This window comes from Paenibacillus sp. 1011MAR3C5 (genome assembly GCF_003591485.1).
Lineage (GTDB): Bacteria > Bacillota > Bacilli > Paenibacillales > Paenibacillaceae > Pristimantibacillus.
On record NZ_QZCF01000003.1, the window covers coordinates 148,723 to 167,336 of the forward strand.

The 18,614-nt window shown below is 50.3% G+C and carries 19 protein-coding genes; 13 read left to right on the top strand and 6 right to left on the bottom strand.

Annotated elements, in window-relative coordinates; all coding sequences use genetic code 11:
* The first annotated feature begins 50 nt into the window (after positions 1-50).
* From D3P07_RS10395 to D3P07_RS10410, 4 genes are all read left to right on the top strand, one after another.
* The gene (locus tag D3P07_RS10395; RefSeq protein ID WP_119800162.1) at positions 51-893 is read left to right on the top strand and encodes an ABC transporter ATP-binding protein; all 843 of its coding nucleotides are present in this window, start codon (positions 51-53) and stop codon (positions 891-893) included.
* Entirely contained in the window at positions 823-1,596 is a 774-nt protein-coding gene (locus tag D3P07_RS10400) for an ABC transporter permease (RefSeq protein WP_259391432.1), read from the top strand. Before D3P07_RS10395 ends, D3P07_RS10400 begins: the two co-directional genes overlap by 71 nt.
* 80 nt (positions 1,597-1,676) lie before the next feature.
* The gene (locus tag D3P07_RS10405) at positions 1,677-2,705 is read left to right on the top strand and encodes an ABC transporter substrate-binding protein (protein ID WP_119800787.1); all 1,029 of its coding nucleotides are present in this window, start codon (positions 1,677-1,679) and stop codon (positions 2,703-2,705) included.
* A gap of 212 nt (positions 2,706-2,917) precedes the next feature.
* A complete protein-coding gene (locus tag D3P07_RS10410) occupies positions 2,918-4,198 on the top strand; it encodes a methyl-accepting chemotaxis protein (protein WP_119800163.1) in 1,281 nt (426 codons plus the stop codon).
* A gap of 106 nt (positions 4,199-4,304) precedes the next feature.
* Here D3P07_RS10410 and D3P07_RS10415 read toward each other — a convergent pair whose 3' ends face one another.
* Positions 4,305-4,817, bottom strand: coding sequence for a GyrI-like domain-containing protein (locus D3P07_RS10415; RefSeq protein WP_119800164.1), 513 nt, complete (start codon positions 4,815-4,817; stop codon positions 4,305-4,307).
* A 213-nt stretch (positions 4,818-5,030) separates the two neighbouring features.
* Here D3P07_RS10415 and D3P07_RS10420 point away from each other — a divergent pair, with 213 nt between their 5' ends.
* The 6 genes from D3P07_RS10420 to D3P07_RS10445 all read left to right on the top strand — a co-directional run bounded on the left by D3P07_RS10420 (position 5,031) and on the right by D3P07_RS10445 (position 10,092).
* Positions 5,031-5,936 (top strand): DMT family transporter, encoded by a 906-nt coding sequence (locus D3P07_RS10420; RefSeq protein WP_119800165.1) that lies wholly within the window; start codon positions 5,031-5,033, stop codon positions 5,934-5,936.
* A 289-nt stretch (positions 5,937-6,225) separates the two neighbouring features.
* Positions 6,226-6,507, top strand: coding sequence for a hypothetical protein (locus D3P07_RS10425; protein WP_119800166.1), 282 nt, complete (start codon positions 6,226-6,228; stop codon positions 6,505-6,507).
* A 33-nt stretch (positions 6,508-6,540) separates the two neighbouring features.
* Positions 6,541-6,978 (top strand): NUDIX hydrolase, encoded by a 438-nt coding sequence (locus D3P07_RS10430; RefSeq protein WP_119800167.1) that lies wholly within the window; start codon positions 6,541-6,543, stop codon positions 6,976-6,978.
* 210 nt (positions 6,979-7,188) lie between these two features.
* Positions 7,189-8,343, top strand: coding sequence for a DUF418 domain-containing protein (locus D3P07_RS10435; RefSeq protein ID WP_119800168.1), 1,155 nt, complete (start codon positions 7,189-7,191; stop codon positions 8,341-8,343).
* 30 nt (positions 8,344-8,373) lie between these two features.
* Positions 8,374-9,483, top strand: a complete 1,110-nt coding sequence (locus D3P07_RS10440) for a sensor histidine kinase (RefSeq protein ID WP_119800169.1) — start codon at positions 8,374-8,376, stop codon at positions 9,481-9,483.
* Positions 9,484-9,486: 3 nt separating this feature from the next.
* Positions 9,487-10,092 (top strand): response regulator transcription factor, encoded by a 606-nt coding sequence (locus D3P07_RS10445; protein WP_119800170.1) that lies wholly within the window; start codon positions 9,487-9,489, stop codon positions 10,090-10,092.
* 79 nt (positions 10,093-10,171) lie between these two features.
* Here the strand turns inward: D3P07_RS10445 and D3P07_RS10450 are convergent, their stop codons facing one another.
* The 5 genes from D3P07_RS10450 to D3P07_RS10470 form a co-directional block, all read right to left on the bottom strand.
* A complete protein-coding gene (locus D3P07_RS10450) occupies positions 10,172-10,927 on the bottom strand; it encodes a DUF975 family protein (RefSeq protein WP_119800171.1) in 756 nt (251 codons plus the stop codon).
* A gap of 184 nt (positions 10,928-11,111) precedes the next feature.
* Positions 11,112-11,492 (bottom strand): hypothetical protein, encoded by a 381-nt coding sequence (locus D3P07_RS10455; RefSeq protein WP_119800172.1) that lies wholly within the window; start codon positions 11,490-11,492, stop codon positions 11,112-11,114.
* A 76-nt stretch (positions 11,493-11,568) separates the two neighbouring features.
* Positions 11,569-12,477 carry an amidoligase family protein gene (locus tag D3P07_RS10460; RefSeq protein ID WP_182914257.1) on the bottom strand — a complete coding sequence of 303 codons (909 nt, stop codon included), beginning with the start codon at positions 12,475-12,477 and terminating at the stop codon, positions 11,569-11,571.
* A 223-nt stretch (positions 12,478-12,700) separates the two neighbouring features.
* A complete protein-coding gene (locus tag D3P07_RS10465; protein ID WP_119800174.1) occupies positions 12,701-13,903 on the bottom strand; it encodes an MFS transporter in 1,203 nt (400 codons plus the stop codon).
* Positions 13,900-14,727 (bottom strand): MerR family transcriptional regulator, encoded by an 828-nt coding sequence (locus D3P07_RS10470; RefSeq protein ID WP_119800175.1) that lies wholly within the window; start codon positions 14,725-14,727, stop codon positions 13,900-13,902. The genes D3P07_RS10465 and D3P07_RS10470 overlap by 4 nt, the downstream gene beginning before the upstream one ends.
* A gap of 280 nt (positions 14,728-15,007) precedes the next feature.
* Here D3P07_RS10470 and D3P07_RS10475 point away from each other — a divergent pair, with 280 nt between their 5' ends.
* The 3 genes from D3P07_RS10475 (at position 15,008) to bglS (ending at position 18,577) form a co-directional block, all read left to right on the top strand.
* The gene (locus D3P07_RS10475) at positions 15,008-15,649 is read left to right on the top strand and encodes a DUF2306 domain-containing protein (RefSeq protein WP_119800176.1); all 642 of its coding nucleotides are present in this window, start codon (positions 15,008-15,010) and stop codon (positions 15,647-15,649) included.
* Positions 15,650-16,163: 514 nt separating this feature from the next.
* On the top strand, positions 16,164-17,315 hold the full coding sequence (locus D3P07_RS10480; protein ID WP_182914258.1) for a family 16 glycosylhydrolase: 1,152 nt from the start codon (positions 16,164-16,166) through the stop codon (positions 17,313-17,315).
* A 50-nt stretch (positions 17,316-17,365) separates the two neighbouring features.
* On the top strand, positions 17,366-18,577 hold the full coding sequence (bglS, locus tag D3P07_RS26965; RefSeq protein ID WP_182914259.1) for a beta-glucanase: 1,212 nt from the start codon (positions 17,366-17,368) through the stop codon (positions 18,575-18,577).
* Positions 18,578-18,614 lie beyond the last annotated feature (37 nt).

Below are 18,614 nucleotides of genomic sequence, written 5' to 3' on the forward strand. Positions count from 1 at the left end.
CAATAAGAATTATAAAGAAATATAGTTTTTATGAAATGGGGTTCAACACGATGATTGTCATTGACCACGTGAGTAAGCAGTTTCAGCAGCGTGACGGGAGCCGCTTTAAGGCCATCGATGATGTGAGCATCACCATTAAAGAAGGCGAGTTCGTCTCGTTGCTCGGTCCGTCCGGCTGCGGGAAATCGACAATTCTGAATTTGATCGCCGGCTTCGATCGGCAATACGAGGGCTCCATCGGGGTGTCCGGCGAGAGCATCAAGGCGCCGGGGCCGGACCGTGTCGTCGTGTTTCAAGAGCATGGCTTGTTCCCATGGATGACCGTGCTGGAAAATGTAGCTTTTGGACTGAAGCAGCAAGGAGTAGGCAAGAAGGAACGGCTGGAGCGGGCGAGAGAGCAGATTCGCTATGTCCATCTGGGCAAATTCGCCGATCGTTATCCGCATGAGCTCTCTGGCGGGATGAAGCAGCGCGCCGCGATCGCACGGGCGCTTATTATGAATCCGAAGATACTGCTAATGGACGAGCCCTTCGCCGCGCTAGATGAGCAAACCCGTCTTGTGCTGCACAAGGAGCTTGAAGATATATGGATGAAGACAGGGAAGACGATCCTGTTTATTACGCATAACATTCGGGAAGCTGTGATGTTGTCCGATCGTGTACTTGTGATGTCTACTCGGCCGGGGTCGATCAAGAAGGAATTTACAGTACAAGCTGCAAGGCCTAGAGACAGCGCTGATCCGCTGATTCATCATGTTGAACGGTCAGTTATGGATTGCTTGGCGGATGAGATGGAGAAAGTGATCAAGGAGGAAATGGACGATGACAACTACAGCTTTAAGAAGAACGATATTCATAATCGTGATATTGGTGACATGGGAGGCGGCATATAGGCTGATCGGCTGGGAGTCGTGGAAGTTCCCCTCCCTGTTCCAGACGATCGAATCATTCTACACCGGCTTCGCCCACGGGCAACTTCTGGACGCCATCTATAACTCGCTTAGAAGGTTGTTCATCGCGTTTGCGATCTCCCTCTCCGTTGGCATGTTGTTAGGTTTTTTGTTCGCGAAGTTCAAGGCAATCGACGATACGATCGGATTTTTGGTCATTGCGCTTCAGACGGTGCCTAGTATCGCGTGGCTTCCCTTTGCGATTATTTGGTTCGGATTCAATGATGTGTCCGTTGTTTTCATTACAGCGCTGGGCGCGACATGGACCATGTCGATTGCAACTAGAACAGGGATCAAGAACATTCCTCCCATCTACCTGAGAGCAGCACAAACCTTGGGGACTGGCAACGGCTGGCGCATGTTCACCCAGATCCTGATTCCGGGGGCGTTCCCGCATCTGATGACCGGCGTGCGGGTATCGTGGGCGTTTGCTTGGCGCGCCCTTGTAGCAGGTGAGCTTATAGCGAACGGAGCAGGACTTGGTCAATTGCTCCAGGACGGCAGGGGTCTCGGCGATACCGCATTAATGTTGAACGTCGTCATCATTATCGCGGTATTGGGTACATTATCCGATCACTTCTGCTTCAAGAAGCTGGAGGATAGATTGCTCATCCGGTATGGATTGGAAAGCAATAGTAAGAGTTGACATTCAACAGTAATCATATATAATTAGTCGGAATAAGAGAAATCATGATGGTGATTATCGGGAGAGAGAAGGGGTTGTCTATGAGAAAGATCGGCATACTGGTTATGGCATTTGTTCTGGTGTTCACGCTTGCGGCTTGCGGCGGGAAGTCAGAGGGCTCGGGCTCCAAGGATCAAGTAACGGTGAAGCTCGGTATCTTCAAGAACGTGACGCATGCAGCGGGTTATATTGGTCTGGAGAAGGAGTTTTTCCAGAAGCAGCTTGGCGAAAATGTGAAGATCGAGGTTCAAGCCTTTGATAACGGCTCCGACTTCTCGACCGCTATTGCGACTGGCCAGATCGATATCGGCTATGTTGGACCCGGTCCATCGACGAACCAGTTCCTGAAGAGCAGCAACTTCCGGGTTATCTCCGGCGCGGATAACGGCGGTGCCGTACTTGTCGCAGGCAAGGATTCCGGTGTGGAGACGGTCAAAGATCTCGTAGGCAAAACCATTGCAATTCCGACTAAAGGCAGCACGAACGAAATTTCGCTGCGTCTGCTGCTGGAGCAAGAGGGCGTCCCGGTTACGACTGACAGCTCTGGCGCCCAGATCGTAGCGCGCGCACCTTCTGATACGCTGGTTGCTCTTCGTCAGAACGAAGTGCATGCGACACTTATCCCAGAGCCGTGGGGTACGCAGATCGAGCAGGAAGGCATTGGCAAGGTGATCGTCCCTTGGGATCAAATTCCGCCGAACAACGGCGATTACCCGCTGGTTATTCTGGTAGCGAGCGATAAGTTCATCAGCGAGCATAGAGACCTCGCCAAAGCGATTGTGAAAGCCAACCTGGAAGCTATTGATTTTATCCAAGCTAATCCGGATGAATCGTATGAGCTGATTAACAAACGCTTAAGCGAACTAAGCGGCAAAGGACTTGATGTGGCTCTGATCAAGGCCGCCCTCTCCCATATGAGATTGACATCCGACGTGAGCCAGGAAGCGATTGAGGAAATGGCAAGAGTATCGATCGAGGCAGGGTATATCAAGGATGTAACGGTAGATTCGCTTGATCTGAGCAAGTTCCTGGATCTCTCCATTTTGGATGAGGCCAAAAACGATAAATAAGAGAATAGAGCTTACGCTCCTCAAAAACATCGCCCTCACGGCGATGTTTTTTTATACCCTCATAGTCTGCGCTGTGACGAATGACTCGAAAATAGTTTCTGGTTTGACCTTATTTTGTGACTTTCGTCACAGTCCTTGCCCTGGAGAAAGGTCATAATGGATCAGGGTAAGTAGCAAGGCGGGTACACTATTCACTTGCGGAGGGCTGTCAGATGAAGATGTCAACAAGCTTGGTTACTAAAATAGTGGCAGGGATCAGTCTCGTGGCAACGGCTACATACGGGACAAGCGCATTTTTTATTTTTGTATTAAAGGATTATTTGGCTCCGAATATGGAGTCGTGGCTTTTTACAAGCTTGACCTTCGGGTTAGGCGTGTTCTGGACAGGCTTTCTGGGCTGGCTGACAGCGAGGTGGCTGGTCAAGCCGCTTAACGATCTGCACAAGGCGGCAGATATTGCGGCCAAAGGAGACCTCAAGGCAGGCGTGTCGATTCCGAAGTCGGGCGATGAATTGTCGCAGCTGGCCACATCATTTAATCAGATGATTACGAGCCTTAGGGGCATTATCGCCAATATCGATACGCATTCCAAAGCGACAGGCACGGAAGTGGAGCATCTGAGGCAAGCGCTTGAGCAAGTAGCGGCGCTGCTCACTGTAGTGACGGAGCGGGTAGGGGAAATTTCCTCCAATACGGACACGCAGGCTCAGTTGTCGGATGCAATGTACGCGTCCATCCAAGATATAGCGGGACTGTCGTCCGATGCTTCCGCATGTACGGAGGCTGCCCAGCAGGATGCCAAGGACATGTCGCTTGCTATGATCAGCAGCAACGAATCGGTCGATGCGTTGTCGTCGACGATGAATCGACTTGCTGCGGAGGGGGAAGAAACGTCCGTTATTATGACGAAGCTCAAGGAGCGTGCGGAACAGATTGGCGACATCATTCACGCTGTTGAGGAAATCTCGTCCAGAACCCATTTGCTGGCGTTAAATGCTTCAATTGAAGCGGCCCATGCAGGCGAGCATGGCCAAGGCTTCCAGGTGGTGGCAATTGAGATCAGAAAGCTGGCGAATCACACCTCATTGGAAGTGAAAAACATCGGCAATCTGATTGAGGCCATTCATGCCGACCTGGGCCTTGCGGTCAGCCGTATGGAGCTGCAAGCGCAGCATACCCATGCGGGAGCGTCCAAAACGACCGAGACGATCGGTCATCTGCAGCTTATTGCACAATCGGTCGACCGAACGGTCACAGCGATTGATCGCATTGCCGCGCTCATGGATACACAGTCCACGAAAATGAGTACGATGCTCGTCGACGCGGAGCAGGTTGCGGATGCCGCCAGAGAAAATGCGGACAAGCTGGGTAAGATCTCGGCATCGGTACAGGAGCAGAATGCGATGGTGGAGGAGGTTGCAGCCGCCTCGAATGAATTGCAAAACATGACCGTCGCACTGCAAAGCGGAATAGAGCAATTCCGATATAAATAGAAATAGGCTGGGCAGTGAAAAGCCCAGCTTCATCCCATTGTTGCGAGGTGTCTTTACGGCACCTTGTTTTTTATATGTGTATGATGAAGGCCACGCCCTTCAAGTATTAGGCTTCTTCGGTTTTTGGTTGTACCGGAATATAGATGTCCATCTCCAGCAGTTCGTTGCGGTCCTGCCAGCAGCGCTCGTCATAATATTCGAACTCGGCTGCGACCGCGTGCACATAAGGGGCGTTAGGGAGCCATTCTTCCATGATGTATCCCCAAGTGCGCTGAATGGAATCGGAGAATTGCTCGTGCGTGCTCTTGGGCGTCGTGAACACCGCATAAGTCTGCTCCGGGTAATGTCGGCGAATCGTCCCTTCGGGCGCTTCGGCACCGTCTCTGGCTTCAACGCCGATGATATAGTTGAATTCACCCGCCTCCATATCAAAGTCATCACAGATGCCGTACTCTACCATCGAGACAGCCTGTTCGTACAATGTCTCCCCTTGTTTCTCCTCCATATAGCGCTGCCAGAATGCCGGAATGTCCCGATGGTTCTGTCCGTCTGCCATGCGGGTACGTATGGCGTAGCCGATTACATCAAAGCCAGGCTTGGTTACAATACGAAATTCCATTCGAATTCCTCCTGATTAGTCCTCCGGATTCGGCAGAGCGCCGTAAGAGAGGCTCGGTCAATTCTATTCCATTATAATCCAATAGGATCATATGTTCTAGTTTTTTCTTGTTCCTTAAAAGGACGGTTGCTTCGATCAGGGGACAGGAGTATGATGATGGATGTAACGGCTCGTTCAAACCTCATGTGAACCTACAGCAAGGAGTCCTGCACCATGCAACAACAACTGTCCAAAGCCAATACAGCTTTGCTCATTCTGTTCCTCGTGCTCGTATGGGGAATCAATTGGCCTTTATCCAAGTTTGCTTTAGCCTATATGCCGCCGGTGCTGTTCTCGGGAGTGAGAACGCTGCTGGGCGGTATTCTGCTTCTTATGTTCGCCCTCCCGCGATACAAGAAGCTGAATTTCAGCCGAACGTGGCCGGTGTATGTCATTTCCGCAATCGTCAATATCATTTTGTATTACGGCCTTCAGTCCATCGGTCTTAACTACTTGCCGTCGGGCTTGTTCTCGGCCATTGTATTCCTCCAGCCGGTGCTGGTCGGGCTTTTCTCCTGGATGTGGCTAGGCGAGTCGATGAACGGCATGAAAGTAACAGGCCTGCTGCTCGGCTTCGCCGGAGTCGGCATGATCAGCACTGGGGCAGGGGGCTCGTCTGGACATATCTCGGTGGAGGGCGTTCTGCTTGCGCTTGGTTCCGCTCTAAGCTGGGCGCTGGGGACGGTCTATGTGAAGCGCAAAAGCGGCAGTGTCGATCCGATCTGGCTTGTTACGCTTCAGCTCCTGATTGGCGGAGTGCTTATGACAGCGACAGGCAGCGGAGTGGAAAGCTGGGGGGATGTGCACTGGAATGCGGCCTTCATCGGCAGCCTTCTATTTATCTCCATCTTTGTTATTGCAATCGGCTGGCTGGTGTTTTATAAGTTGATGGATTCCGGCGAAGCGGGCAAGATGGCCTCTTACACGTTCCTCATTCCCGTCGTGGCGATTCTGGCAGGCACCTTGTTCCTGCATGAGCCGCTTACGCTGACGCTGGTCGCCGGGCTGGCCTGCATTCTGGTCAGCATCTATTTTGTGAACCGCAAGCCCTCCAAGCGGCCATCCGAAGCGGTTGGCTAACCACTTTGTAACAGTGAACCAACACAGTATGACAAACGCAAAGACCCCTAATCGAAGGGGTCTTTGTTCGGTCTTAATAACGATAAATATGGAAGCGATAAATTTTAGGTAATGAAGGACCTTTTGTCGTAATGTAGTCATTGAGGGTCATGCCCTTGAGCGACTTGAACAATCGGTGAAAGCGGGCAAATATGGATTGAAACCTTCACGGCCTATGAAGCGTTAATATAAACAGATGATTTAGGAAGATATTGGATGATAAGAAAATAAGAGTATGAGGAGAGATGGGATGTTATCCGAGACGGGCTTGAAGTGGCTGGCGGCTGTCTGTACGGTGTTTTGCATCGTCATCATCGTTTTTGCATGTTATGGACTTCTTATGCTGATAGAAGGCGGAAGCTTGCTCGATCGGGAGGTTGTCTTCTTCGGTGCTTTCTCGGTCATCGCAGTCAGTGTGCTGGCTATCTTGGTGACGATGCTGACCCGCAGGACGAGAGAAGCGCTGGAGGATGAAGTTGCTTTTTTACGAAACCGCATCATGGAGCTGGAGAAGGCGGTCAATCCGAAGTAAACCTATAACAATCGAATCGAGGTGCATCGATATATGAAAGTGGATATGGTCTATAAAGTTACAGCCTATATCACTCGAATACATAAGGGGAAATTGCAGCTGCTGGTTTTCCGGGAACAAGATTATGAGCATTATGGGCTGCAGGTTCCAGGCGGCACAGTAGAGGAGAACGAGCCGTTGCTAGACGCGCTTAGGAGAGAGATCATAGAGGAATCGGGCATACAAGAGGTCGACAATATTTCCCTTCTCGGCGAACATAACTACTACTCCGAGACATTGAAGCAGCAAGTACATCGGTATTACTATCAGCTCGAAGCTTCCGCCCCGGAAGCCTTCACCCATGTGGTGCAAAGCAACGACGAGGATAACGGCTGGATCTTTCACTATTTTTGGATAGATATGGAGGCTTGCCCGCCCCTGTACAGCTATCTCGGCGAGCATTTGGATAAGGTGAGACAGTTGGCCAGATAAATGGGATAGGGCGTAAGTCCGTTCATAAGCGTTCATAAAAGGGCGACCGTATCCCGTTGTGGGCTGCGGTTGTTTTATTATGCGCGCCGCCCGGCCGAAGGCTTCTCACCCCATATGACACTGTCATATTAAACTGCTGACTGCTGTGAATATCGCGGCCATCCCTTCATCCATACAATAAAGGTACTATCGAAATGAAGAGGGGATAGCATGGTGGAGAAAAGCGGCAGATTGCGTTTGTTGGACATTTTAAGAGGATTTGCGGTAATGGGCACGCTGGGCACGAATATATGGCTGTTCGCTTATTTGGGAGACTTGAATTATATTCTGACCTTTAATGTGGATGCGTGGTGGACGTCGTTCCAGGAGTTTGTGCGCGTATTTGTGCTGTTTCTGGTGAATGGGAAGCTCTTGGGCTTGCTGACAATTATGTTCGGTGTCGGGCTGGAGATGAAATATCAGCAGTCCTTAAGGCGCGGCAACACTTGGCCGGGAGTCTACATCTGGACTTCTGTTATTTTGATGGTGGAGGGCTTTATCCACTTTGCATTGGTGATGGAATACGACATTTTGATGAGCTATGGCATCACGGCAATAATTACAGCCTTTATTATCAAAGGCGGAGACAAGGCCATTCGTAGAGCTATGAAAATCGTGGGCGGATTTCATGGAACCGTTATGCTGCTCCTTTTAATAGGCGGAATCTATCTCGGTATGAGCGGGGCGAATGTGAATGTAGGCGATATGCAAGGTACGATGTTATTATATAAGGACGGAAGCTGGCTGCAGCAAGTAGAGTACCGCTTGTCACATTTCTTGATGCTCCGAACGGAGGTCCTGTTCGTCATTCCAATGAATATCTTCCTGTTCCTGCTCGGCATACGGCTGATGCGATCGGGTTATTTTGCGGCGGACGAGGACGGGAGGAAGAAGCGGAGGAAGCTCCTGCAATGGGGGCTCTGCCTGGGTATTCCGCTTAACCTGCTCATCTTCGTGCCCGGCGGCTACTTCGATCTGCCGGTTCGCTACCTGTTCGCTCCGATTCTGGCGCTTGGTTATATCGGACTGCTTGCGAAGCTGGTTGAAAGCAGTGAGAAGCTATGGTTATGGAATCGATTGGAGCAAGTAGGCAAAATGTCGCTTAGCTGCTATGTGCTGCAAAATATCATCTCTGGCGTCATTTTCTACGGCTGGGGATTGGGTCTCGGCGGCAAGCTGAACCCGGCAGCAGTGGCAGGAGTATGGATTGCGATCAGCTGCGTTCAGATGTTGTTCGCTTACCTGTGGCTGGGACGCTTCAAGCTTGGTCCGATGGAATCGGCGAGAAGATTCGCTACGAGCCTGGTCGCAAAGCCAAGAAACTAGACTGCAACGGATAAGGTGTGTTGGGCAACGATGTGGAGACGGATTTATCCCCGGGATCAGATTGAGAAATATTTGATTATCGACATGCTAGTCGTGGTCGTCTTTATCTATCATGTGTTCATTGCGAGCCATTCGATTCCTCTTGTTGGGAGAATAGCAGCGTTCCTGTTGTTTCTGGGATCCTTCTATGTTGGCTTATGGTATCGGGACTGGCGCCTGCTTGGGGCCAGTCTCGTTTGGTGCTCTCTCATGACAGTGCTGGGCCTTTATATCGACAACTGGATGCTGCTCTATGGGTTTGTGTTTGCCGATCTGCTAGGTCGCACGAAGCGCTTGTGGGTGATGGCTGGCGGAATGGCCGGCATCGTAATCATGTATCTGGCGCATAGCTGGTTGGATGCAGGAAGTCCCTTTGCGCTATTCACGAATCTGTTCTTCGCAGGCATGATCATGCAGCTAACGGCGACAATCGTGGTACATACCAAGGAAAAGACGAGGCAGCTTAAGGCAAAGCTGGATATCGTGAGTGAGCAGCTGGAGCATTATATTCAGGAAGAGGAACGGAACCGGATTGCCAGAGACCTTCACGATACACTGGGACAGACGCTGACAATGATTAAACTAAAGAGCGAATTAACAATCAGACTGGTGGATATGCACCCGGAGAAAGCGAAGCATGAGCTGAATGATATATTGGATACGTCGCGCTACGCCCTGAAGCAAGTGCGGGAGCTGGTAACCGATATGAGGTTCGTCTCTCTTGCGAAGGAGATTGCACGGTCCAGAGAGCTATTGAGGGACGCTGATATCGACATGAGTGTAATGGAAGAAGGATTGAGGCCATTATCCAACTCAGCCGAGACAATGGTGGCGCTCTCTATCCGGGAAGCAGTAACCAATATAATCAAACATAGCGAAGCGACCCGTTGTACGCTTGCTCATTACGTGCAAGGGGAGCACTATTATATTCAAGTCATCGATAACGGCAAGGGATTGGATCAGCAAGGCCATGGGAACGGTCTGCAGTCCATGAGAGAACGAATGGCTATGCTGCAGGGTGATGCGTATATTACAGCCAATCCGGACAAAGGTGCGGTCGTGACGTTGAAGCTTCCGCTAATGAATAATGGGAGGGGATAAGAAGTGATCCGAATCGTAATTGCTGAAGATCAGAAGCTGCTTAGAGGGACGCTTAGATCGCTATTATCCCTGGAAGACGACATCGATGTAGTAGGAGAAGCGGAGGACGGGATGGATGCCTTGGAGGTCATTCGCAGATGCGAGCCGGATCTCTGCCTGCTGGACATTGAAATTCCGTTTCTGTCCGGTCTCGAGCTTGCGGAGAAGCTGAAGCAGGAGGGACATGCACCTAAGATCATTATGGTGACCACCTTCGCCCGACCGGGCTTTTTGCAGAAGGCCAGAGACTTGAAGGTGGAGGGCTACTTGCTTAAGGATGAGCCGATTGAATTTCTAATTGACGCCATTCGCAAGGTGATGGCTGGCGGGCATGTCATCAGTAAGGATCTGGCGACGGCACTGTTTGTGAAGGAAGAGAATCCGCTGACCGATAGGGAAAGTGATGTGCTCAGACTGTCCAGATCGGGGTTGTCCACGAGCGATATTGCGGGGCAGCTTTATTTGACCAAAGGAACTGTCCGCAATTATTTGTCTACGGCCATTCAGAAGCTGGGAGTAGAGACGAGGCAGCAGGCGACGGAGAAAGCGCATGACAACGGATGGATATAGGGAAATGCGGACAAGGCCGGCACCCGGGTGGGGTGACCGGCCTTGCGCATAGTGAGATGCGGTGTTTCAGTGAACCCATTTAAAAGAGAGGCGGAGGGACGAGCCGAAGCTCTTCTCCCGTCGTCAGATTGCGTTCCAGCGCCTCTTTGCGCAATGCGAGATAAAGCTCCGCTTTCGTGGCGTTGATATAAGGCATGACGAACAAGACGCCTACGCCGCAAGCCAGCAGGCCTAGGAAGATCCAGCCCAGAAAGCTTAAATCCAGGACGAAGATGCGGAACTTATGTCCTCTTGTCATTTGATTGCTTAATTCAACGGCCCGCTTGTATCCGATATTCGGGTTGTTCGCCAGTATGAACGGCACCATGCTATAGGCGTAGGATTTCACGATGCCCGGAATAATGAGCAGCAGATACCACAGGAAATTAAGAAAGCCCCGCCAGAGCATTGCCCCCACAACATCCATGTAGCGCTGCCCGTTGAACGCATAACCCAGATGATTCAGGTTCGCGTCCTGCTCGGCAGCTCGTTTGAAAAATTTCATCGAACCGACTTCAAGCGGAAACCCGAGGAAAATTCGAAAGCCCAATGCGAGGAAAATCACAACGATGATAAAACCTGCCGCAAGGGCAAGGATTGGCGCCAGTAATCCCCAGTCGATCCATCCGGCTTGAGAATCAAATGATGAATCCGATGATCTGTAGTTGAAGTTCACATTCGGAATGCCGGCTCCTCCGCCGACAAAGCCTAGAATCAAGCTGACCAAAAAGGCTTTCCAATACGTGGTTCGAAGTACATACTTGGCATTATCCTTCAGTTCCTTGCGTTCCCACATCGACATTCCTCCCTTTGTCCACTTTATCTTCTATCCTACGAAATGCCTTGCGGTTATAGTCCTTTACTGTTGGGTTATGTTTAATCTCAATGTTAATTTTGGTCATAAAGATAACCACTTTTCTGTAAAAAGTGGTTGGTTATTCAATATTGTACACGAGCTTTATTCATTTTATGGTTGGATGTCATGTATGAAGCATATTGTACTCAATCCACTTGTTGATTTCAGTTTCGTTAAAGTACCTAATAGAAGCAATTTCGATAAATGGAATGAACCTATATGTTTCATATGAATGAAGATTCTTTTTCTGAATGATATGACTCTCAATGAGAAAATCAAATTCTTTTGATGATATTCCCATGTATTGCGCGGCTTCTTCTGAATTCAATAATGCTTTTTTTTGTACGTCGTACATAGCTGGAGGCTTCTCCGCTTCAGAAGTGATCAGAAGTTCTGATTGTGTTTTATGTTTTAATCCATACATTATTATCCATGCTGATAGGACTATGCATCCCCCCAAGATGATAATAGAAATAGGCAACAAGAGGTTCTCTTTTTTTATCATATATCCTCCTTAGTTCATTAACCTAGCTGCTGGAGGGGGGCAAACTGCCTTATCGGCGGCATGCCCCCTGTTCATCCTATTCTGTGATTTGACGGACGACCTTCCATTCTGCCGCAGGCGGCTGAATGACAAATTTGGAGAGATGTCCATCACGGTCCTCGACTGCCAGCAGCAACCCTTCCGGAACAGGCAGAATATGATGGATCTCGCCATGCTGTACAAGGTCCGCTGCCATAGAAGTTAAGACCGGGGTCAGGCTGTCCTCCAGCCAGGTCCTCTCTTCGAACCATCTTGGCGGCGGCAATGGAGGCGGATATCCAGCGATTGGAACGCTTAGCTGTACAGCCAGTTCCTTAAAGTCGCTGGACAGTGTGCTTCCTTCTCCGACCGCAGCAACGAATCGAAGGCAAAGCTCCACGGTTGCAAGGATTTCTTCATAGTTCAGCGAGCCATTCGCGTACCGGATCTCAACGGTTTGAATATCGAACCAGGCCGCCGTGTTGATGCCGCATCGATGGGATTGCGGGCGTCCGAAATTTCGAACAGAATCCTCCTCGGGTGCTGCCGCATAACGTTCCTTCATCTCTGCTGTGACAGGCGGACAGAAGAGCCGGCGATGCGGACTCGTGCCGAGCAGCTCCTCGATCGCCTCCTGGCATTGCAGCGCTGCATCCAGCAGACGCGGTACGATCCCTTGTCCCCAAGGCTCCAGTCCGATATGGACGTGAAGGCCGCAGCTCCAATTCACGGAAGCGCCTTGTGCTTGAAGCCGTTCCAGCATCGTACGGATTTGAGCGCGGTCCTCCCACAGCAGCGGCGGCGGCTTCAGCTCGCTGCCGGACTCCAATCCGGTCTCGTCAAGCTGCCGCTCCTCGAGCGACATGATCCAGCCCGGCAACAGCTCCAATTGCTCCGGCTGCCCTCCGATGAATTCGATTTCTACCCCGAAGGTTAAGGTTTTCCAGTCTACTGATTGTGGCCACATATTCGTCATCCTCTCGATTTCGATTAGAATTTGATTGCGCGAAATGAGCGAGAGGAGGCGGGGCTCGGGCTTACCAAGGGATTTTTTCTTTTAGCATAGGTATCCTCCAAAAGTTCGTTGTTATGGAGATTATATACAATGTGAGCTGCAAGACACAACAAGCGAATTGATAAAGTTGGAATGGAATATGGACAAGAAGCGCGTTAGACGCGATTGAACCTGCTCAATCGGTACAGACTTCTATTTTCTCATCGTTTTTATGAATCGCTGCATGTCCAGGATTCTTGTCGTGAGAGAATAATCGAGCGGCTAGCAGAAGCGCCAGCAAAGCCATCGCAAAGCCGGACCAGCCGAGATGGTCAACGGAGGAGCTGCCGACCACCAATCCCCCAATGCCTGAGCCAAGGGCGAAGCCAAACTGAATAAACGAAGTATTGACGCTTAAGGCAATATCCGGCGATTGAGGCACTAAGGTAACTAAATACAATTGTTGAGCCGGGGATGTCATCCATGTACCGACCATCCATACCATAATCAACGGAATAACCGTGTAGATCAGGCCATTTGACCAGGTCAGCAGCAGCAATGCTCCAGCCTGGACGGACAGTCCAACATAGATCGTGAACTTTGGTCCTCTCGCATCGGCCATCACCCCTCCGAATTTGGAGCCCATAAAGCTGCAAATGCCCGCAATGAGCAACATACCGGATAACGCCGCCGCAGAGAGTTCAACATTTGCTTGCAAGAAAGGGGATATAAACGTAAACAGCGAAGAATATCCTCCTACATAGAACAGTGTAATAACTACCGCCAGCACAATTTTTTTATCCTTCAAAATCGACAGCTGCATTCCGAGCGTAATGGCTCTTTGCTCCGTAATGGAAGGGGCTTTGACGATAACCGCAAGGAATGGAATCACGATTAGCAGGCCAACGATGATGAATAAATTTCTCCAGCCAACGGCTTCGCTTAGAAGTGTGCCGATGGGTACGCCGAGTACCAGAGAGCCGCTCAAGCCCATCAAAATCGTACCGATTGCACGGCCCCGATTCCGTTCTTCGACTAACCGTGTGGCTACAGCCATGGCCATGACTGTGGCAGCGCCTCCGCTTAGCCCTTGGATCATTCGAGTCATTAGCATGATCTCAAGCGAATGGCTAAAATAAACGAGGCAGCTGCTCACCATAAAAATGCCAAGCATAATCAGCAATATTTTTTTGCGGTCGACCCGGATCGTTGCAGCAATTACGACGGGCGCGCCTACCGCTGCGGAGAGGGCGAACGTTGTAACGAGAGATCCCGCAGTGGATGTCGCAATTCCGAGGTCTGCTGCTACGATAGGAAGAATTCCGCTTATAATATATTCAATCGTCCCAATAAGAAACACGGCCAGGGCAAGCAAGTAAACGATCCATTTGTTCCTCATTTACGCACCTCTTCAACCTCGATTGGAATTTGGATTTCGATGATGCAAACCCCCGGCTCACCTGATAGAGGCACATACGTTTCCCTGCCGGGCTGATCGCTTCGAACATGATAGCCCTGCTGCTCAATCCATTCAGCAAGATCCAAGCATGCCGTTTCTGAATACGCCGAATCCGAACGGAATAACAGAGTAGCCATTGTCTCCGGGGGCAGGATTCGGAGATGGAGGTGCTCGGGCAGCTTAAGCGTATCCGATTTCACCGCATAACCGACCTCAAATTCAAACTCATGCTCCGCACTGCCGGATTCGTTCCATAACACTGTCTGCGGACCGGATAAGGAGCATCTGGTACGACTATCCATCAGACTATCGAAGATGTCGAACAATCTTGGAATATCTTCAACCGTGCCGTTTGACGCATATGTGACCATGTGCATGGCTGCAACACGCTTCATGACAACCTCTTGTCTTTTATCCAGCTTTCCTTTGCGTTCTACAAGCTGCATTCTTTCTTTAATCCGGGCAAGTCTGGACTGCTCGATCTCAAGCTGGCGCGTGATTTCACTTTCTTTGAGCCTCAGCATGCCTCGAATCTGTTCAGCCGATATATCTTCATGAAGAAGCTGCGTGATTTGCTGCAGCGTGAATCCCAACTCTTTGAATATGACAATCCGGTTGATTTCCAGGAGCTGTTCCGCATAGTAGTACCGATATCCCGTCGATTCGTCGATCTTGGCCGGCTTGAAAATTCCGATCTGATCGTAGAAACGCAGGGTTTGCAACGGAATGCGGCTCAGTCTCGAAAATTCGCTAATTTTAAACAACGCTTCACCTTCTCTTCTCGTTTGTTGATCTGAGTATACACTCTATAGTCGGGTATAAAGTCAAGGGCTTCTATTATTCTATTTCTTTGCTTCCGCGAAGATAGGCTGTTCGAATCGGTCTTATAGCACTACGGATCGGGCACTGCCGGTAGCGGTGTTTTTTGTTCAGTGGCCTGTCTTGGCCTCGTTCCATGAGGAGCGGCCATGCTATACTCGGCTGGAGCGTTGAGGTAGAATGGGTTATATTAGGGGAATGCATCCGGGAGAAAGGCTGAATTGTATGTTTAACTCTAAGCTTCTATACAAGCTTGTTGTCGCTGCGGCAATTGGCGCTGTGCTGTATGCGGTAATTGCAAATTATATCTATGATCCGTCAGCAACTCGATTTCTTAGCCAAAAGATGGATCTGAAGCGCGCGCTGCAGCCTCCGATTTGGCTGAATGTGATGTATGTGCATGTGGCCTTCGCTTGTATCGCGTTATTGGCGGGAGCGTTTAACTTTTCGAACGCGGTGCTTCGGAAGCCCAAGACGTTTCATCGAATGAGCGGCTACACCTATCTCATTGCTATTCTTATCGTAGATATCACTTCGGGTTATATGGCCCCTTATTCAACCGGAGGCAAGGCGACCAGCATTCCGTTCAATCTATTAAATATTGCCTGGCCGATTATTACGATTATTGCGATATCCAAAATTAGAAAGAAACAGCTGAACAGCCATCGCCGTTGGATGGTGCGCAGCTATGTCTTTTGCTTTACCAATGCCGTTACTCACCTATCGCTGAACATGCTTCAGAAGGGGTTTGATTTATCTTTCACGATTAGCTACACGGTATCGGTCTATATTTCGATCATAGGGCTATGGATCGTGGCGGAAGTCATTAATCGAACGGTGTTCAAGGAGCCGCTCCGGCTAGCATAGATGGAATCACCGATCGGGGAGAGGCAACTGAAGCATGTTGCAGCGGCAGCTGTTCCCATGATGTTGTCCGTGTTGCCAGGTCTGCTGCTTGGTGTAATTCGGCTTTTTGCTGCTCCCTGTGCCTGCCATGCTCTCCCAGTTGCATTACAACGTTGTTCCCTTGATTAACGCAGTCGACGGGCTGTTGCCGGCATCCAGTCCGCAGTCGCCATTAAGCCTGGAATCCTTTGGCGTTGTGACTGGACTGCTCCTCATGTATTGCTTTCATAAGAAAGTTTCATAGAAGCTATTTTTAGGCAAAGAATAGTCAGGGCATGAAAGGCCGGATAAGGACGAATGGTTGTCCTTTATCCGGCCTTTTATTATGGCGACGGATTTACATCAATTTCAAATATCCGTAAAATAGTGCAGTTTTATGGTGGGAATGGCTGAGATCATGGGTCCGATAGCATGTAGGATTAAGTTGAATAACGATTCTGATTGCAAGAAGTGAAGAGGAGGAGGATGACGATTCATGAAGCTTAGACGCAGATGGACGATGTTGGTTGTATCCGCTCTCACAACAGTAGCGCTTCTTACGCCGCTAACAGCAATGGCAGAGGATGCGGCGCCAGAGGTTCTCGGCACGAACTTCGAGGATCACCTCGACAAGAAGAATACAGATCGTTTTTACTCATCGAATGGGTGGGGCAATGGAGGCACCTTCTTAAACGGGTGGAGAGACGACCATGTCGTATTCGAGGACGGCAAGCTGAAGCTGCTGCTCGATGACAAGCCTTGTGTGGATGATCAGGCCCTATGCTCCGGTCAGCCCTATGCATCAGGAGAGTATGCGACGACTCAGCGGTACGGCTACGGCAAATTCGAAGCCAGATTGAAAGCGGTGAAAGGGGAAGGCGTTGTAACCGGCTTCTTCACGTATGGCACCGATCCGGATGGCACGGCACATGAGATTGACGTTGAAATTTTAGGCAAAGACACAACAAAGCTGGAAACGAATTATTTTACGAAAAGCGTAGGCATGCACTCCACGGTGATCCCGCTGGGCTTTGATGCGGCAGATGACTTCCACGACTATGCCTTCGAATGGTCGCCGGATTACATCAAGTGGTATGTGGACGGTAAGCTGGTCCACACCGAGACGGGCGAGAGAGGCGAATTGCCGTCTACGCCGGGCCATATCATTGCCAACATGTGGCCGGCAACCAAGACGAACGGCTGGGCGGGCGACTATACACATCATGGTCAGACGCTGGTCGCTGAGTTTGACCGGATCGCGTATACGAAAGCAGAGCAGCCGCAAGGTGAGATGCAATCGGTCGAGCTGCAAGTAGAAGATCCGAACAAGCCGCTAATCTACCGTATCGGCCAGACTGAGATGGCGCCTCTGCGCTATCTGATGGAGTCTCTGAATGCGAAGGTGGAGTGGAACGGCGCGAAGCAGGAAATTCATGTCACAGATGCTGCATCGGGTGCAAAACTCATCTTCAAGGCAGGCTCCAAGACTGCTATGGTGAATGGCGAGAAGCTTACACTGGCTGAACCTGTTACGCTTCGGAACGGCATCGCATATGTGCCGCTTGCGGCATTGGCAGATGCGGTCGGAGCCAAGGTGGAGCGGGATGCTCAGAACCAACTGATGAAGATTTCCAGAAGCTTGTCCTAATCTTGCGATTGTCCATTATCGATCACATTCCATGAAAGAGGTGTGTATCTATGAACAACAAGGTGATGTCTCTCAGAAAAAGAATGACAGCCCTGCTTGCGGCTGTTGCTATGCTTGCCGTTTTGCTCCTGCCGAATCCAATATCGGCTGCTGACGTTGCATTTCTTGAACCACTGAACGAGACGAATCCAGGCATGTTCTACACTTCGGACGGCTGGGCCAACGGCGCCGACTTCGGCGTTGGATGGAAGGCGGCCAACCAGGAATTTTCGAATGGCATTATGGCATTGCGATTGGATAATGCGGGATGTCCCTCAGGCTGCTCAGGCAAGAACTATGCTTCGGCCGAATACGCCACGAATGTGAAGTATGGCTATGGCAGAGTGGAAGCGCGTATGAAAGCAGCGAAAGGCACCGGGCTTGTAACTAGCCTGTTTACGTATTCCGGTCAAGCGGCGGGCACATCCAATGACGAGATTGATATCGAAATTTTGGGCAAGGACACAACCAGGCTGGAGACGAACTATTTCACCAATGGCGTCGGCCATCACAGCACGATTATCGATTTGGGCTTCGATGCTTCACTTGATTTTCATGACTATGCCTTTGAATGGTCGCCGACTTACATCAAATGGTATGTAGACGGCGTGCTCGTGCATACGGAGAACGGTTCAAGAGGCGCGCTGCCGACCAGTCCCGGCCACATCATGGTTAATCTATGGTCGGGCTCGGGCCCGGCAGAGATATGGACGGGTAAGTTCAACTATCCGGGAGCGCCGGTTCGAGCGTATTATGACTGGATCAAGTTCACGCCGGCAAGCGAGCTGCCAACGGACAATGGCACCGGCTTGACTGCTCAATACTACGACAACATGAATTTCACATCCTTGAAGACGACAAGAGTGGATGCGACGGTGAACTTCAATTGGGGCTACGGAGCGCCGATTTCATCGATGGGCGCAGACACCTTCTCCGTTCGATGGACGGGCAAAGTGAAGCCGCAGTATACAGGCAACTATACGTTCCATACGAGCACGGATGACGGCGTCCGATTATGGGTGAACAATCAGCTTATTATCGATAAGTGGGTCGATCAGGCTGAGACCGAATGGTCAGGCTCCATCTATCTGACAGCCGGCCAGAAGTACGATATTAAGCTGGAGTTCTACGATAACACGGAGGACGCCATTGCCAAGCTATCCTGGTCATCGTCATCCCAATCGAAGCAAATTATTCCGCAAAGCAGGCTTTATCCGAGCTGATGAAGTGAAGTATATTCGCATCTGATTGTGTCATAAG